The organism is Acinetobacter sp. CY05 (genome assembly GCF_059515805.1).
The window spans coordinates 103,563-120,883 of the sequence record NZ_JCAKMW010000007.1; the positions used below are offsets into that span (position 1 = coordinate 103,563).

At 43.4% G+C, this 17,321-nt stretch carries 16 protein-coding genes; 6 read left to right on the top strand and 10 right to left on the bottom strand.

Annotated features, from left to right (window positions below; translation table 11 throughout):
* Nucleotides 1-223: 223 nt before the first annotated feature.
* Both AC5YCD_RS07960 and AC5YCD_RS07965 read right to left on the bottom strand, forming a co-directional pair.
* The gene (locus AC5YCD_RS07960) at nt 224-2,341 is read right to left on the bottom strand and encodes a TonB-dependent siderophore receptor (protein ID WP_496129523.1); all 2,118 of its coding nucleotides are present in this window, start codon (nt 2,339-2,341) and stop codon (nt 224-226) included.
* 129 nt (nt 2,342-2,470) lie between these two features.
* Nucleotides 2,471-2,776: a hypothetical protein gene (locus AC5YCD_RS07965; protein WP_496129524.1), complete on the bottom strand. Its 306-nt coding sequence runs from the start codon at nt 2,774-2,776 to the stop codon at nt 2,471-2,473.
* A 326-nt stretch (nt 2,777-3,102) separates the two neighbouring features.
* Here AC5YCD_RS07965 and AC5YCD_RS07970 point away from each other — a divergent pair, with 326 nt between their 5' ends.
* Together AC5YCD_RS07970 and AC5YCD_RS07975 are read left to right on the top strand one after the other, a co-directional pair.
* Nucleotides 3,103-3,597: a lipocalin family protein gene (locus tag AC5YCD_RS07970; protein WP_496129525.1), complete on the top strand. Its 495-nt coding sequence runs from the start codon at nt 3,103-3,105 to the stop codon at nt 3,595-3,597.
* A gap of 51 nt (nt 3,598-3,648) precedes the next feature.
* Nucleotides 3,649-4,518, top strand: coding sequence for an SDR family oxidoreductase (locus tag AC5YCD_RS07975; RefSeq protein WP_496129526.1), 870 nt, complete (start codon nt 3,649-3,651; stop codon nt 4,516-4,518).
* A gap of 24 nt (nt 4,519-4,542) precedes the next feature.
* Here the strand turns inward: AC5YCD_RS07975 and AC5YCD_RS07980 are convergent, their stop codons facing one another.
* The 8 genes from AC5YCD_RS07980 to AC5YCD_RS08015 form a co-directional block, all read right to left on the bottom strand.
* Nucleotides 4,543-5,322 (bottom strand): SDR family NAD(P)-dependent oxidoreductase, encoded by a 780-nt coding sequence (locus AC5YCD_RS07980; RefSeq protein ID WP_496129527.1) that lies wholly within the window; start codon nt 5,320-5,322, stop codon nt 4,543-4,545.
* Nucleotides 5,294-6,019 carry an SDR family NAD(P)-dependent oxidoreductase gene (locus AC5YCD_RS07985; protein ID WP_496129528.1) on the bottom strand — a complete coding sequence of 242 codons (726 nt, stop codon included), beginning with the start codon at nt 6,017-6,019 and terminating at the stop codon, nt 5,294-5,296. The genes AC5YCD_RS07980 and AC5YCD_RS07985 overlap by 29 nt, the downstream gene beginning before the upstream one ends.
* Nucleotides 6,020-6,087: 68 nt before the next feature.
* Nucleotides 6,088-7,452 carry an MFS transporter gene (locus AC5YCD_RS07990; RefSeq protein WP_496129529.1) on the bottom strand — a complete coding sequence of 455 codons (1,365 nt, stop codon included), beginning with the start codon at nt 7,450-7,452 and terminating at the stop codon, nt 6,088-6,090.
* 46 nt (nt 7,453-7,498) lie between these two features.
* Nucleotides 7,499-8,944 carry an NAD-dependent succinate-semialdehyde dehydrogenase gene (locus AC5YCD_RS07995; protein ID WP_496129530.1) on the bottom strand — a complete coding sequence of 482 codons (1,446 nt, stop codon included), beginning with the start codon at nt 8,942-8,944 and terminating at the stop codon, nt 7,499-7,501.
* Nucleotides 8,945-8,956: 12 nt separating this feature from the next.
* The gene (locus tag AC5YCD_RS08000) at nt 8,957-10,384 is read right to left on the bottom strand and encodes a sigma-54 interaction domain-containing protein (RefSeq protein ID WP_496129531.1); all 1,428 of its coding nucleotides are present in this window, start codon (nt 10,382-10,384) and stop codon (nt 8,957-8,959) included.
* Entirely contained in the window at nt 10,371-11,522 is a 1,152-nt protein-coding gene (locus AC5YCD_RS08005) for an iron-containing alcohol dehydrogenase (RefSeq protein WP_496129532.1), read from the bottom strand. Before AC5YCD_RS08005 ends, AC5YCD_RS08000 begins: the two co-directional genes overlap by 14 nt.
* Before the next feature lie 12 nt (nt 11,523-11,534).
* A complete protein-coding gene (locus tag AC5YCD_RS08010) occupies nt 11,535-12,473 on the bottom strand; it encodes an alpha/beta hydrolase (RefSeq protein WP_496129533.1) in 939 nt (312 codons plus the stop codon).
* A complete protein-coding gene (locus tag AC5YCD_RS08015; protein ID WP_496129534.1) occupies nt 12,470-13,948 on the bottom strand; it encodes a flavin-containing monooxygenase in 1,479 nt (492 codons plus the stop codon). Before AC5YCD_RS08015 ends, AC5YCD_RS08010 begins: the two co-directional genes overlap by 4 nt.
* Nucleotides 13,949-14,319: 371 nt before the next feature.
* Between AC5YCD_RS08015 and AC5YCD_RS08020 the strand changes: the two genes are divergently transcribed.
* The 4 genes from AC5YCD_RS08020 (at nt 14,320) to tnpC (ending at nt 17,290) form a co-directional block, all read left to right on the top strand.
* Entirely contained in the window at nt 14,320-14,850 is a 531-nt protein-coding gene (locus AC5YCD_RS08020; protein WP_496129535.1) for a hypothetical protein, read from the top strand.
* A 45-nt stretch (nt 14,851-14,895) separates the two neighbouring features.
* The gene (gene tnpA, locus AC5YCD_RS08025) at nt 14,896-15,279 is read left to right on the top strand and encodes an IS66-like element accessory protein TnpA (protein WP_218999213.1); all 384 of its coding nucleotides are present in this window, start codon (nt 14,896-14,898) and stop codon (nt 15,277-15,279) included.
* Nucleotides 15,276-15,611: an IS66 family insertion sequence element accessory protein TnpB gene (gene tnpB, locus AC5YCD_RS08030; protein WP_164709242.1), complete on the top strand. Its 336-nt coding sequence runs from the start codon at nt 15,276-15,278 to the stop codon at nt 15,609-15,611. The genes tnpA and tnpB overlap by 4 nt, the downstream gene beginning before the upstream one ends.
* A 74-nt stretch (nt 15,612-15,685) precedes the next feature.
* Nucleotides 15,686-17,290 (top strand): IS66 family transposase, encoded by a 1,605-nt coding sequence (gene tnpC, locus AC5YCD_RS08035; RefSeq protein WP_496128784.1) that lies wholly within the window; start codon nt 15,686-15,688, stop codon nt 17,288-17,290.
* Nucleotides 17,291-17,321: the final 31 nt, after the last annotated feature.

Genomic DNA, 17,321 nt, shown 5'->3' on the forward strand with positions numbered 1-17,321 from the left:
GCAATGTCGATAGCATGACAAAACCATGACACTTTTATGAAGATTGCATCAAAAATTGGCATTCTTGGGCGGCTTCTGGAATCAGAGCCGATATTATTATTTAACAGCACTACACAAATTAAAATAAAGCTTAGATACATCCCCGGGGATATATCTAAGAAACAGCTCAAAAACCAAAACATTGATTAGATTTTCTAAATAATGAGTACTTAAATGCTAAAGCTTAAAACTGCCACGTGGTCGCAACTTTTAAGGTTCGTGGTTGGCCTAAGAACAAATAATCATCGCCCATATAATCACCCACATCACGCCAATATTTTTCATTCAGTACATTATCAACTTGCATCCTCAACATCACAGGATAACGCTGCCACTTAAATGCATAAGCTGCACTAAGATCTAACACTGTATACTCTGGCACCTTAACAGTGGCTGCTTTATTGGCAAATTTGCTGGCGCTATAACGCAAATCCGCTGCCAAGCTTAAGCCATCAATTTGCTCAACTTGATAGTTAGCTTGTACCACCGCAGCAAACTTTGGCACATTTTGCATCTGCTGACCAAAGCCCGTTACGCCTTTAACCTTACTTTGTAGCCATGTGGTGTTAGCAGTTAATTTTAAGGCTGGTGTGACTTGTGCCAACAGTGCTAATTCTAGACCCTGACTGTGTTGTTGACCTTCATTGACAAAACGAAAGCCGTCTAGGAGAGGCTTGGCATGTTGATAGTCTTGACGCAGATCAAATACTGCAACATTCCAAGACCAATCTGGTAATTCTTGTTTAAAGCCAATTTCATATTGCCGAGATGCACGCGGTGCTAAACTGACCAAGGCATTTTCGGCATACCACGGCGCTACAGCCCCATCACTTAAACCTTCACGATAAGATACATAGGCTTGTGCATCTGGCAAGAGTTGGTACATCAGCGCCAATTGTGGCAAAAAATGCTGCGTTTGAGTATCACGCTGGCGTTGCCCATCGCTGCTATATGCTTGTTCATCTAAATGTAACCACTTGACTCCCAACAGTGCCGACCATTGTGGATGCCAACGGAGGTGATCTTGCAGATTAAGACTATGTTGCTGACTCTTTAAAGCAGTATAACGTGGCCCCAATTGTGCATCTGCGTGAGGGAATGGTACATTCGGTTGCGTGGCATTGCCTACCCCAACCCACGCATTGATAGCTTCGTGTTGCTGCTGACGTTTTTGTGTACTCTGCCAAGCCATATGGAGTTGATGCTCAACTTGGTCCGTCTGTAATTGCCCAGATAAACTGGCGCCAAATTGCACAGTCCGCCGTGTATCATTTGGACTTTGAAAATCATATAAGTCGTAATTACCGTTTTGGTCAAACTGATTGCCTAAACCTTCAATTTGGCAAATCTCACTATAACAGCCCCATGGGAAGCTACTATAATCATCAATCACCACCTGACTAAAACTTGCAGTTAAAGCTGTTTGCCAATTGTGGGCAAGCTGCTGCTGATATTGAATTTGCGTACTCAGGCTGTCATTTTTGACCGGTTTAGACCAGGCTTGATGACCAAGCGCATGATCCCAATCAATGCCTTGAGGTAACGCGCCATTAAAGAGTTGATAGCCTGCAACAGAATACTGGCTTTGTCGTTGCCACTCCGTATCAAACTCGATACGTTGTTTGGGACTCAAATGATAATCTAAGGCCAGTGCCGCTAAATAACGCTCGCCCTCAGCCGATTGAATATACGGTTTTAATTTTTCGGTCACCAAATTGACCCGATAACCAAGATCTTGAGTTGCATTAAAGCCACCGACATCAAGATGTGCAGCTATTTGTCCATATTGATTGGCATTGAACGACAGTGCACGCACCTCTTCTGGGCGTTTACTGACATAGTTCAGTACACCACCCGGTGTTGCCATAGGACTATATAAAGCGGCCACACCTTTGAGCACTTCCACCTGTTGTTTATTTTCGAGCGCGATATTTTGTTCACCACGCACGGTTTGCCCATTGATTAAATAACTATTGCTACTGTCTAAAGCAAAACCGCGTGAGATCAGATTGCCATAATAACCAATCGGAATATACCCCTCGCCAAGGCTGGCATCCTGCGCAGCAATATCTGCTAAGCCGGTTAAACCTTGGCTCTCAATATGCTCAGCATCAATTAAGCTCAGACTATAGGGTGTCTCAAGTGCATTTGCTGATAATGGATCAAGCTGGAGATGAGATGGAGTTTGGGCTTGGATCACCAAGGTATCGAGTTGTTGTACTTGCGCTGTGGCATAGCCGCTACAGATCAAAAGCATCGCCGTGGCCAATGGGGTATGTACTAGATGTGGAGAGAGCGTCATCAAAATACTATGCAGTCAATTGCGTTGACGGCATCATAGTCGGAAGTGTTTGAAAAGTTAATGACTTTTTTGGCTTTTCTTTAGTGCATTAAAAAGCCCAGCATATACTGGGCCCTTTTTTATTTAAGCTTAACCTTGTTGATCGCGGTTAGGCTGTTTTTGCTGCACATTTTGCTGATTGTTTTGACCGTTTTGTTGTTGCGGCTGTTGCTGCTGCTGGTCATGTTGATTTTGCTGCTGTTTCCACTGATCTTGCTGTTGTGGTTGCTGCTGTTGTGGTTGCTGCTGTTGTTGATCTTGTTGCGGTAAGCGCGGATTATGTTGCTGATCACGCTGTTGCTGTTGTTGCTGTTGGTCATTTTGATGCTGTTGACCATTTTGTTGCTGCTGTTGCAGACGTTGATTCTGGTTCTGGCTGTTTTGATTGTGATTCATGATTGATTCCATCCATATTAAAATTGCATTAAATTTGAGACAAATCATTCAATGCTCAAATCATCGACACACTTACATCATGCCGGTGAAGATTACTTTACGCGCTTTTTTCCATTCTCCAATTGAGAACGTGTATCATTTTAATGCAACGTGAACAAAACCCACTTAAGCGACTGATATTCGATTTTTTCACTTACCTTTTTTACCTGATGGTCTATTTTTTTCACATAAGCCAACATAAGCTGCACAAAGCAGCTAAGGTCTTGTAGCTAAAAAACCGTTCTAATTAAAGTCCTTATAGCAATGATAAACAATAGGAATAACATATGTCAGAGATCCAAACGGTTAACCATTTTGATTTAACTCGCTATTTAGGCACGTGGTACGAAATTGCTCGCTTACCCATGAAGCATCAGCCCGAAGACAGTACCGATATTTCTGCCGTTTATTCACTTAATGATGATGGCAAAGTCCGTGTGCAAAACCGCTGTCTAGATGGCAAAGGTGAATTGGATGAATCTATTGGTGAAGCCACCATCATAGATGCTGAGCACGGCAAACTTGAAGTGAGTTTTTTACCTGAAGGTTTACGTTGGATTCCGTTTACCAAAGGCGATTATTGGGTATTAAAAATTGATGAGCACTATAGTACAGCTTTGGTGGGTGAGCCCGGTCAAAAATACTTATGGCTGTTACATCGTGATGTCGATTTAGATCCCAATGTAAAACAACAATATTTAGCGTATGCAGAAAGTCTCGGCTATGATCTGACTGATCTTATTCATACTGTACATACCGGACGCAAAACGCCACAGCTTTAAACCTCTAAAGCCCTCTCTAATAGAGGGCTTTTTTTATGGGAGCATTAAGACATGAGTCAACACTACCCAGCTTCACCTCCTGCTCAACATCAGGAACATCAACCAGGACAGCAACATCACATGCACCCTGAACCTGAGATCATTAAGCCGCAGCATCGAGGTAGTCAACAATTACAAAATAAAGTGGCGATCATTAGTGGAGGCGATAGTGGCATTGGCCGCTCAATTGCCGTGTTATTTGCGCGTGAAGGCGCAGATATTGCTATTGTTTATTTAGATGAAGATCAAGACGCGCAAGACACACAGAAACTCGTTGCCGCAGAAGGTCGAACCTGTCTGACGTTAAAAGCAAATCTTGCTGATCCACAGCAAGCACATTCTGTGGTGAGCCAAACTCTGCAAAAATTTGGCAAAGTTAACATTTTAATTAACAATGCAGCGGTGCAATATCCTCAAGCCAACTTAGAAGACATTAGCCCTGAGCAATTACAGCATACTTTCCAAAGCAATTTATTTTCAATGTATTACTTAACGCAAAGTGTATTACCACATTTGCACACAGGTGACAGTATTATCAATACCAGTAGTATCACCAGTTATCGTGGCCATGAGCAGTTAATCGATTACGCCAGCAGCAAAGGCGCAATTACCAGTTTTACTCGCAGTTTAGCCAGTCATTTGCTGAAACAAAGTCGAGGTATTCGTGTCAATGCGGTTGCACCTGGTCCTATTTGGACCCCCTTAATTCCGAGTAGCTTTGATGCTCAAACCGTGGCAGATTTTGGTAAAGACAGCCCAATGGGCAGAATGGGACAACCCAGTGAAGTTGCCCCTGCTTATCTGTTTTTGGCCTCAGATGCAGCAAGTTATATTGCAGGACAAGTGATCCATGTAAATGGCGGTGAGATTTTAAATACTTAAAGGCGATTGAGTCGTGTTCACCTTTTACTGAATACTATAACCACCATCAATGACATACTGCGCACCTGTCACAAACTGCGACTGCTTAGAAAGTAAAAAACAGACCAAATTGGCCACCTCTTCACTGGTGCCTAAACGCCCGGCTGGATGCTTGGCTGCGAGTGACTGTAGATCTAAATGCGCAATGAGTGGGGTTTCAATATAGCCTGGATGAATGGAATTGACCCGAATCTGATGTTCAGCGCCATCTAAAGCAGCCGCTTTAGTTAAACCTGTCACGGCGTGTTTGGTCGCAACATAAGCTGCTCGATGTTTGGTTGCAATTAAACCTAACATGGAAGATGTATTCACAATGGAGCCTCCACATCCATGCTGTTTCATGAGTTGCATCTGATATTTTAGGCAGTAAAACACACTGTTTAAATTAACATTCATCATCTGCTGCCAAACATCGAGTTCTAATGCATCAATACTGGCCGCCGCTGATGTGATCCCCGCGTTATTGAATGCGCAAGCGAGGCCTTGTCCATAATCGCCAATTTTTGCTAGCACGTCGGCAATAAATATCGCATCACTCACATCACCAACATACAGATAGACTTGAGTCTGCGTACTTAATTCAAGCTGTAACTGCTGTAGCGCCTCAGCGTTTACATCAAGTAAATGTAAAATATAGCCTTGTGTGGCCAGTTGCCTTGCCACAGCTTGACCAATGCCTGAGGCAGCGCCCGTGATCATTGCCACCTGTATTTTTTCGTTCATATTGTTCTCTGATTTAGTGACGATATAGCCCACCATTGACATGAAGGGTTTCCCCAGTCATGAAAGAAGCACCTTGACTACATAAAAATAAAACCACATCAGCGATCTCGCGAGGTTCACCTAAGCGTTTTAACGGGGTGGTTTCGGTCATGGCGCGGCGTTTTTCTTCAGTCATGCCTTGCATCATTGGGGTATTAATCAGTCCAGGGGAGATACAATTGACACGGGTTTTAGGTGCCAATTCAATCGCTAAACTTTTACTTAATGCAATCACTCCCCCTTTAGCTGTGGCATAAGCTGTATGTGCAATACTACCTTGATGCCCGGCAATCGAGGCGATATTCACAATGGCACTTTGTTCACTCAAAAGATCTTTAAAGCTTTTGACCAAATAATAATTGGCATTTAAGTTCAGCTGAATCTGCTGATTCCATGTCTCAACATCTAAATCATCTAAGTCAATATGTTGATAAACACCTGCCGCATGAATCAGAAAATCAATCTGACTAAATTGGCTGGCAATGTCCTGACGCAGCTGATTGAGGGTTGCGGTAATGGCAAGATCCACTTGAAAATACACCGCAGTACTTTTTAACTGATCTAAAAAGGCCTGATCTTTGGCTACTACATCAATTAAAATAAAGTGCACATCGTATGCATCAAAGGCTTGAATGGTGGCTCGACCAATTCCGCCCAATGCGCCCGTCAGTAAGACCGTTTTATGTTGTAATCCTTTCATGCCGACCTATTCTTATAGTTAATGTTGTCCTAGGGTCAAGTGATTGCGTACTTGACCCTAGTGTTGCCTTAAGCATGTTTTTGTTGATCTTCATGATCAACATCACGTAGTGAGCGACCACCGGTTTCTTTGAGTAAAATAATGGAGATCACCGAGATCGCAATCACAAATAAAATATAAAAGGTAATGGGTAAGGTACTATCAAATTTTTTCCATAATAAGGTGGCAATCATTGGCGCAATTGAGCCAGCCAAGATAGAGGAAATTTGATAACAAAATGAGGATCCTGAGTAGCGCATCCGGGTTGGAAAAATTTCTGCCAATACCGCACCTTGTCCGGCATAGCACATACCTTGGAACAATAGACCCGTACACATTGCCAATAATACCCAAGCAAATTCACCGGTATTTAAACCAGCAAAGTAAAATGGAATCCAGGCAACCAAACCTGCATAGCCAATATACATGGTCAGTTTACGGCCAATTTTGTCGGATAGAGCCCCACAAGAAATCATTGAGAAAAACTGAAACGCATTGGCACACAGCAATAAGCTTAAAATCGTCGGATAGCTAAATTGCATTTGAATAGATAAATAGGCGATCGAAAACACCACAATAATGTAATAGGCTGAGTTTTCGCCAACACGCATGAGCATGCCGCAAATCGCTTGTTTTGGATAATGTTTGAGGACTTCTTTTAAACCTGCAGAGGCTTTTTGTTGTTGTTCTTGGCGCTCAATTGATTCCTTAAACACATCGGATTCTTCGACATTTTTACGAATATAATAACCAATAAATACAATCACGGCAGATAGCCAAAATGCAATACGCCAGCCCCAAGCCAAGAAATCTTCAGGAACAAGTAAAGCAGATAAACTGAGTAACACTAAACTGGCGAGGACATTACCCGCACATGCTGCAGCTTGTGGGAAACTGGTCCAAAAACCACGCTGATGTTCTGGACTATGCTCACCCACTAATAACATGGCACCGCCCCATTCCCCCCCTACAGCAAAGCCTTGAATAAAACGCAGTAGCACTAAGATGACTGGTGCGGCATAACCAATACTGGCGAAGGACGGAATACAGCCCATAAGAAAAGTCGCCACACCTACCAAAATTAAGCTAATTTGCAGTAATTTTTTACGTCCATATTTGTCACCATAGTGACCAAACACCAGCCCACCTAAAGGGCGTGCCATAAAACCCACCGCATAGGTGGCAAAAGCGGCAATAATGCCCATCAGAACGCCGCCGCTGCCCATCGCAGGGAAAAATATCTTTGAAAAAACCAAGGTACTGGCTATACCGTAAATAAAAAATTCATACCACTCTGCAATGGTGCCTGCCATTGCTGCGCCAACCACTTTTTTGATCGAGGAGCGTTCCGCTGTCACCTCAATTTCTGGAGCTTTTGTTTGTGCAATTTCCATGTTCATTATCCTTTGAGCATTGCTTTATCGTTGTTGTTTTATGTTGTTATAGTTGAATATTGCCTAGACAGACATATTTCATTTCAAGGTATTCATCCATGCCGTATTTAGAGCCTTCACGGCCGATCCCTGATGCTTTTACGCCACCAAAAGGTGCAGCAGCATTAGAAATTAGACCGGTATTCACGCCTACCATGCCGCACTCTAAAGCACGTGACACACGTATAAATTGACTCATGTCTTGGGTAAAAACATAAGCTGCTAAGCCAAATTCGGTATCATTGGCCAGTTTGATCGCCTCCGTTTCATGTTCAAATTTAAAAATAGGTGCCATTGGGCCAAAGGTTTCTTCACGGGCACAGAGCATGTCTTGGGTCACATCTTGCAGCAAGGTGGGGCTACACTGATTGCCCTGCTGGGATTCAATCTCACCTGTGACCAATTTTGCGCCTTTGCTTAATGCATCCTGAATGTGTTGCTGAACTTTCTCGACGGCTTTGGCATTAATCAGCGGGCCAATATCAGTTGTTTCATCTAGGCCATTGCCCACCTTAAGCATTTCAACTTTGGCTTTGAGCTTGGCAATAAATTCTGCATAGATGCCACTTTGCACATAAATACGATTGGCACAGACGCAGGTTTGTCCTGCATTACGAAACTTACTGTCCATCACCCCTTGTACCGCTTGATCAATGTGCGCGGAATTAAATACTAAAACCGGCGCATTACCGCCGAGTTCAAGCGATAGTTTTTTAATGGTTGCTGCACTTTGTGCCATCAGTTTGGCACCTACTTCAGTCGAACCAGTAAAGCTTAACTTTTTGACCAATGGGTGACGTGTGAGGACTGCACCAATTTCACTAGATGATCCTGTGACTACATTGAAAATGCCCTTTGGAAAACCCGCTTGTTCGGCAAGTTTAGCCAAAGCCAAAGCGGTTAATGGTGTTTCTGAAGCCGGTTTAACAATAATGCTACAACCTGCCGCTAAAGCAGGTGCCACTTTCCGCGTGATCATTGCCGCAGGAAAATTCCACGGCGTAATGGCAGCACAGACGCCCACCGCTTGCTTAAAGACCAAAATTTCACTGTTGCTTACTGTGGGAATAATATCGCCATAGCCGCGTTTGGCTTCTTCGCTAAACCATTCGATATAGCTTGCTGCATAAGCAATTTCCCCTTTGGCTTCTTTAAGCGGCTTGCCTTGCTCTAGGGTCATAATGCTGGCGAGCTCGTCTTGATGCGCTTGAATCAAATCAAACCATTGTCTTAATAAACGACTGCGTTCATTCGGGGCCACCTCACGCCATTTTTTTTGGGCAAGATCGGCATCTATAATCAGTTGTTCAATTAACGCTGCATTAAGTCGCGGCACTTCGCTAATCAAACTTTGATCATAGGGGTTATAAACCGCTATTTTGTCCTGTGTGGTGATCCATTCACCATTGATCCAGCATCGATTTTCAAAAGATGCAAATGTCTGAATATCCATATATGTATATCCTTATTCTTGTTGTTTAAAACGCGCTATTTTTTTCACTAAGGTGGATTGCTCAACCTGCAGGGCTTGCGCTGTGGCACGGGTAGAACCATGCACGGCCAAAGCCTCAATAATTAATTGCCGTTCATAAGCTAAAACTTGCGCTTTGAGTGATAATGGCTTGCTTGCAACGATAGGCTGTACTTGCAAGGGTTGGGGTAAATCCTGCATGTCAATATGATCTTGACGACTCATCACACATAAACGCTCAACCCAATTGACCAATTCACGAATATTGCCTGGCCAAGCATAATGAGTTAAAGCTTCTAATACTTCAGGACTCAACGACTTATGCTGCTGATATTTCTGATTCCACAGACTTAAATAGTGCTCAAGCAAAGGGATAATTTCCGCACGGCGCTCACGTAAGGGCGGTAAATTGAGCTCGACAACATTCAGCCGATAAAATAAGTCCTCACGAAATTGCCCTTGATCCAGCATGTCTTTTAAGTTGCGATGTGTGGCACTGATAATCCTTACATCAATTTGTTTAAATTCTGTACCACCGACGGCTAAAAACCGCTGTTCTTCAATGACTTTAAGTAATTTCACCTGTAAATGTAACGGCAAATCACCAATCTCATCTAAAAACAAAGTGCCTTGATGGGCAATTTCCAATAAACCTTTTTTGCCTTTACTAGAGGCGCCGGTAAAGGCACCTGCCACATAACCAAACAGTTCAATTTCTAATAAATTATCGGGTAGACCTGAACAATTCAGCTCTAGAAAAGCCTGTTCAGCACGTGGACTCATGTGATGAATATAGCGTGCCAGCTGACTTTTACCTGTCCCCGTTTCTCCACCAATCAGCACTTTACTGTCAAACTTAGCCACATGGGTCGCCAAATCAAATACGTCTTGTGTATGCTGCGAGACAATACAATCACTGGCATGACTGCTGAGTTTGTATTGTGCTTGACTACGGAATAAATTTTCTAGCTGTTCTTGTGCATGTTTGGCACGCAGGAGTTCAGTAATATCACGCACACAGGTCACTACACACAGGAGTTGCTGCTTGGCATCAAAGATAGGACTCCCTGTCACTAAAATTTTTTGATTGCCATGAATGCTTTGCACCAAAGTCACCACATCTTGGCGTTTAATGACTTCTAAAGAAACCGAATTGGATAAATAACCAAGTTTAACCAAATCACCCATATAGCGACCTAATAACAAACTACGGTTGAGGCCAGTAATCCGTTCATAAGCACTATTGACCGCCAACGTCACTGCCTCGGCATCAGTAATATAAATGCCATCTTGAATCGCTTCCATAAAGGAGCGAATTGGTTCGACATTAAAAATCGAGCGGCCATCTTGGGTTTTTAGCGCAAAGCCTTGCACTTGATCTAAAAAGCTCAAATGCTGCTGGCGCGCATCAGCGACTGACATAGGCTTCTCGATAAATCGATTCAATTTCATGCACAGTGAATTGACGCGGATTATTTTTCAGCAAGCGCTCGACTTTTATCGCTTCTGCCGCAAGACCGGCCAAGTCTTCCTCCAAAATGCCAAAATGCTGTAAACCTGCGGGAATATTCAGTTGACGACAGAATTGATGCAAAAATTCCACTAATTTTTCGGCATTAAGCATATGGTGATTACCCTGGGCCAGATGTAAGCGTTTAGCAATCTCACTTAAGCGTTCTGCACAGCCCAAGACATTCCATTTTAAGACATAAGGCAACATAAGCGCATTACTCACCCCATGTGCCATTTTATATTTCCCGCCCAATGGATAAGCCAAGGCATGCACGGCACCCACTCCCGCATTACCAAACGCCAATCCAGCCATTAAGCTTGCCGTGGCCATTTTTTCTCGCGCGAGTAGATGATTCGGCAAAGCATAGGCTTGTGGTAAGTATTCAACAATCATTTCAATGGCTTGAATGGCCAAGGCATCGGTGACATCAGAACGATTCACTGAAATATACGCTTCAATAGCATGTACCAAGGCATCTACCCCACTGGCGGCAGTGACAGCAGGTGGGCAACTGACTGACATGACCGGTGAAACAATGGCCACATCAGGTAATAAGCAATCACTGACAATCCCTTGTTTCATTTGCTGGACGGTATCGGATAAAATCGCAATGTTGGTCACTTCCGAACCCGTACCCGCCGTGGTAGGAATCACAATCAGTGCAATATCGCGGCGTTGAATTTTATCTACCCCAATAAAATCCTCAACAGCGCCAGCTTGTCCTGCCAAAGCTGCCACACATTTGGCAATATCTAAGGCACTACCGCCACCTACCGCAATTACCCCATCACAGGCTTGTTGATGATAGCCATTAATCACCTCTTGCACTTGTGCTAACTCAGGTTCTGGTTTGACTTGATCATAAATGGCGTAATCAATATTTAAGCGACTGAGTACCTGTTGAATGGTACCTGACTGTACCACGCCTTGATCAGTGACAATCAATGCCTTGTTCATGTTGAATTTTTCGATGGCGGTATTTAAATAATCCAGTGCATTCGGCCCAGTAATCAATTTATTGGCGGTTTTAAATGTTGCAAATGTCATATTATTGTTATCCTATTTAATATTATGTTTGATAAATTCACTGATCTTATCTAAATATTGTTCTGCAATTGGTAATTTTCCTGCCAGAGTGAACATGCCATGCATCAAACCTTGCACATGGTGATATTCCACATTTAAGCCGGCTTGAATTGCCGCGCTTACATAGTCTAAAACCTCATCACGTAGTGGATCGTGCTCAACGGTCAGAATATAGAGTTTGCCATTTTCCCGTATAAACGGCTGATTTAATAGACAAATTGCATTGTGATCGTTTGGTTGTTGCATGAGCTGCTCAAAAAACCAATGCATGGTGCTTTGTACTAAGGGAAAGCCGCTTAAATAAGCTTGATAACTCGGACTCTCAGGAAAATATCCAATCACTGGGTAAAGTAGGAGTTGTGCTTTTAGCTCAATGTTAAATTGCTGATAAAAATTTTGTGCTAAATAAGCTGCTAAATTGGCGCCTGCACTATCCCCACAAAACACTAAGCGTGTGACATCAATTCCTAATTCGGTATGTTGTTGCATGATATATGCCAGTGCCTGCTGACAGTCTTGGTAAGGCACAGGAAATTTAAATTCAGGCGCCAGACGATAGTCAATTGCAATCACGCGTACATCAGCACTATCGGCCAGCTTACGACAAATCGAGTCATGTGAATCTAAATTACCAATTACCCAACCACCGCCGTGGATATAGATCACACATGGCCTGTGGGTTGCTTGTAAATCAACATCATAAATACGTAGGTGGATCGGCTGATCTTGCCATGTTTGCTCAATATCCTGCGTTTGCACATGATCTAAGCCTTGCATCGCAGCCAAAGCACAATTGTTGATATAGGTTTGGCGTAGTTCAGCAATACTGCCCATTTTTTCAAACGATTGTCCGCCTTTGGCTAAGAAGGCCTCAATAATCGGACGGGCATCCGGATGCAGTGCGTAAGTCATACCACTTGATCCTCCATCCCGACATGCGCGCTATAGTAGTCAGATGCTTGAAACTGTGCCGCCTGACGATAGGCTTCCACATCTAAGGGCCAGTTGTTAATGACTTTACCGGCTGCATTTTTATACCAACTTGAGCAATCGGAGGAAAAGGCTGAGTGAGCCATTTGCTGCTGGATTTTGTGGTTATACTCCTCAAATAATTCCGGCTTAACCGCCAAAGCCACATCATGCGCTAAAATGTGCTGTACCGCCTCTAAAATGTATTGATGCTGAATTTCTAGCATCGTCACAATGGAATTATGGTTTAAGTTGGTGTTAGGGCCGTAGACTAAAAATAAATTATTAAATTGAGGTATGCTTAAACCTAAATAGGCTTCTGCACCATCTGCCCACACTTGTGATAAAGACTCACCATTGTGTGCAACAATATTGAGCTTGCCATTAAAGTTTTGACTGGCAAATCCAGTTCCATAAATAATGACATCGGCTTCGATGTATTCTCCGGCACTGGTGACAACGCCATGCTCGCTGATTTCTGCAATCGCATCGGTCACCAAAGACACATTGTCACGATTAAGTGTTGGGTAATAATCATCGGTTCTTAAAATTCGTTTACAGCCAAACTCATAATCTGGAGTCAGTTTGGCACGTAGAATTGGATCTTGAATGCTGTTATATAGATGTTGCAGGGCTAAATGCTCGCCCTCTTTTTGCATGTTACTGCCATGCTGGGTGCGATGAAAACCATCTTCACGCATTTGATGAATATGCTGACGGCTGGCAAAAAATGCGGCAGGATTGTGCTCAAATTCATCCAACTCGGCTTGACTAAACACATACTGATCACGCGGCATAATCCAATTGGCACTGCGCTGAAAAATCGTGAGCTGTTTTGCCTGTTTCGCAACCTCAGGAATATATTGTACAGCGCTCGCAGCACTGCCAATACTCACCACTTTTTTATCTGTTAAATTGACTTCATATTGCCATGCAGCAGAGTGGAAACTTTGTCCTTGAAAACGCTCTGCACCCTTAAAGCTTGGGATGAGGGGTGTATTGAGTTGCCCCCAGGCTGGAATAAACACTTTGGCTTTGACCAAACCTAAATTTTGAATCTCTAAATCCCAAAGCTGCTGTTCTTGATTCCACATGGCTTGGGTAATTTCAGCGTTATAGCTGAGATGTGGATGTAAATCAAAGTGACTGGCTAAATCATTTAAATAGCCCAATAACTCTTCTTGACCGGCATACATACGACTGACGCGTAAATGCGGAAAATAGCTAAAGCAATAAATATGCGACTGAGTATCACAAGCAGCACCCGGATAAATGTTATCGCGCCAAACACCACCTAATGCATCTGCTTTTTCAAAAATTTTAAAATTTTCTATCCCATGTTGCTTGAGTACCGCAGCCATGCCTAAGCCACCATAGCCTGATCCTAAAATAGCCACATCTAAAATTTGCTGACTCATGTCCTTATCCTTATTATTTTTTCCTTGATGATGAAAAAAATCATCTAAATTATGTTATCAAAAATCATGCCAACTTATTCTTTTATTCTATATCTTTGATTTATCTAGACTTTAAAAAACCTCGTGTTTTTAATCGATGAATTTATTCCTAAATTGTATTAATTGTCATGATTTTTTTCTTTTATAACACACATGATTCAACCCCTGTCATACAAATATCGTAAAAATACGTAAAAGTACATAGGTGTTTGCATGTAGCAAACTCAGCTGAAATTAACATAAGCCATACCCGACTATATACTTTCCCTTGTTAGGATAAAGCAACTTAATTTAAGTCTATGCACTTAAAATCACAACGACGAGGACTGTTTATGTCAGGGCATCCTGCTGTTGAGTTCACTGCTCAACAATCTGCCTTAGTGGAATTATTAAGCTATTTAAAACAACATCACTATCATTTCACTACCATTACCCCTTTATCTCATCAGCGTATTTTGACACGGCGTAAAGCACAAACTGCCAGCAGCTTAACCGATATCTTTGGCTGGAATTTACCTTTTGATGCGGATTTGCTGCCTTTAGATCTCTTTGCTCTGTTACAGGCGCATCAATATATTGAACGCTACAATGACCAGCAATGGTACAGCTGTATTCGTGTTTCTAGTCTAGATCAACATTTAGTGGTTCATTCCGGTTATCCCACACAAGATATTGATGCGGTTTTTTTTGGTCCGGATACGTATCGCTTTTATTTTCATGTGCAGCAGTATCTACAGCAACAACAGTTACAGCCTCTATCAGCTTTAGAAATAGGCTGTGGTACCGCAGCTGTGGCCATTGCACTCGCCAAACAGTTTAAAAGTAAGCGTCCGCTGAACACACCTTATGAATTCATCCTATAAGCCTTAATTTAGTCCCCACTTAAAAACAAGTGGGGACTAAAATTTATGACTACAAATCACCAGACATCCATCGCATCTCTTGCGAAAAAACGAAGAACATACAGTGCTGAATTTAAACAGCAGATCGTTCAGGCTTGTAAAGCACCGGACGTTTCAATTGCTTCGGTCGCTTTGCAACATGGATTGAATACAAATCTTGTATCCAAATGGATTCGCTTAATTGATGCTAAGCCAGGGAGTGATCGCTCACCACTACCGAATAAACCTGCATTTATTGCCTTATCTTGCTCTGCACCATTAGATCCTACTCCTACTGACATGTTAAAGGTTCAAATTACTTTACCCCACTCAAAAGCAGAAATTGGCTTGAAATGGCAAGTATCAGAAATATCTGCTTTAGCAGAATTACTCAAGGCACTGGCAACATGATCCGCATTGATGAAATCTGGCTTTCTACCCAACCTCTGGATATGCGAGCAGGGATGGATACTGTCATGGCTCAGGTGGTGAGAGCCTTTGGCTACATTAAACCGCATTGTGCTTACCTGTTCTGTAATAAACGTGGCCATCGTATGAAAGTGCTGGTACATGATGGACTGGGCATCTGGCTGTGTGCCAGGCGGCTGGAACAGGGAAAATTCCACTGGGCTCAAGTTCACCAAGGTGAAACCGTGGCCCTCAACCCGGAACAGTTACAGGCATTAATCCAGGGTTTGCCCTGGCAGCGCATTGGACGACAGCAAGTGGTCACAATGCTCTAAACCAAGCTCGGTTATTCTGCTATTCTCCAAACGTTCTATTTCCTCTGCGTCATGACCTCAGGCATACTGCGATCATGAATACGCTGCCTGACTTAAGCCAACTGACCCATGAACAACTGCTGGAATTTACCCAGCAGTTGGCAATGCAGCATCAGTCTCTGGCACAATCAAATCAAGAATTAGAAAAATCAAACCAGCAATTGGATGCCAAAGTTCAGCATCTTTCTATTCTCAATCAAAAATACGAGCATGAACTGGCGCTGTTTAAAAAGCATAAATTCGGCAGTAAAAACGAACATCTCACCGCAAAACAAATCCATCTATGGGACGAAGCGGTCGAAGAAGATATCGCAGCCGTTGATCTGGAATTAGAACGATTAAATGCAGATAAAACCGATGCAGCGACACAGAAAGCCACAGTCAACAAACCTAAACGTCGACTGCTGCCAGATCATCTACACACCATCCGTATTGAGCATGAACCTGCATCAACCCAATGCAGTTGTGGCTGCCAGTTACGTCGTATCGGCGAAGATATCAGTGAAAAACTGCATTTCAGACCGGCACAGTTCTACAAGGAACAGCATGTCCGTGGCAAATGGGTCTGTGATCAGTGTGATACCCTGACTCAGCAAGCGATGCCCGCCTATGTGATTGATAAAGGTATTGCCAGTCCTGAACTGCTCAGCCATGTGCTGGTATCGAAGTATGCCGATCATTTACCGCTGTACCGTCAGCGCCTGATCTATCAGCGGGCTGGCATTGATCTGTCCAGATCCACTTTATCTGACTGGATAGGTCGCTGCGGTGTAGAACTGGAACCTCTGGCCAATGCCTTAAAACAGGTGGTGCTGCAACAGCGGGTGCTGCATGCAGATGAAACACCAGTCACCATCATGCGGATGGGTGATGATGAGAAAAAACCGAAGAAAGGTTATGTCTGGGCCTATGCCACCACACAGTACAATCCGGTTCAAGCCGTGATCTATGACTTTCAGGATAGTCGTTCAGGTCAGCATGCTGAAGCGTTCCTGAAAAACTGGCAGGGTCATCTGGTTTGTGATGATTACAGTGGTTATAAAGCACGCTTTAAATCAGGCCAGGTCGTTGAGGTGGGCTGTATGGCGCATGCGCGTCGTAAATTCCATGAACTGCATGTGACCAAAAAAAGTCAGGTCGCTGAACAGGCATTAGTGCTGATTCAGAAACTGTATGCCATAGAAGCAGAACTCAGAAAAAAGACCGATGGTACAGCAGAACAGCGCCGCGAATACCGACAACAGCATAGTCAACCGGTGATGCAACAACTGTATGAATGGCTCAACCAACATCAACTGACGGTGCCATCGAGTTCTCCCACCGCCAAGGCCATCAATTACACGCTGAAGCGTTGGCCAGCTTTAAGCCGCTATCTGGATGATGGCAATCTACCGATTTGCAATAATTGGGTAGAGAATCAGATGCGACCTTGGGCCTTAGGACGCAAGAACTGGCTGTTTGCTGGCTCGCTGCGCAGTGGCCAACGAGCTGCCAATATCATGACTTTAATCCAGTCAGCAAAGCTCAATGGCTTGGATCCGTATGCCTATTTAAGTGATGTGCTGAAAAGGCTACCGACACACAAAGTGACCCAAATTGAAGAATTACTGCCACACCGGTGGCAACCCGACCAAAATTAAAAAATAGGTATGGGGTTCAGCGGATGCTTAC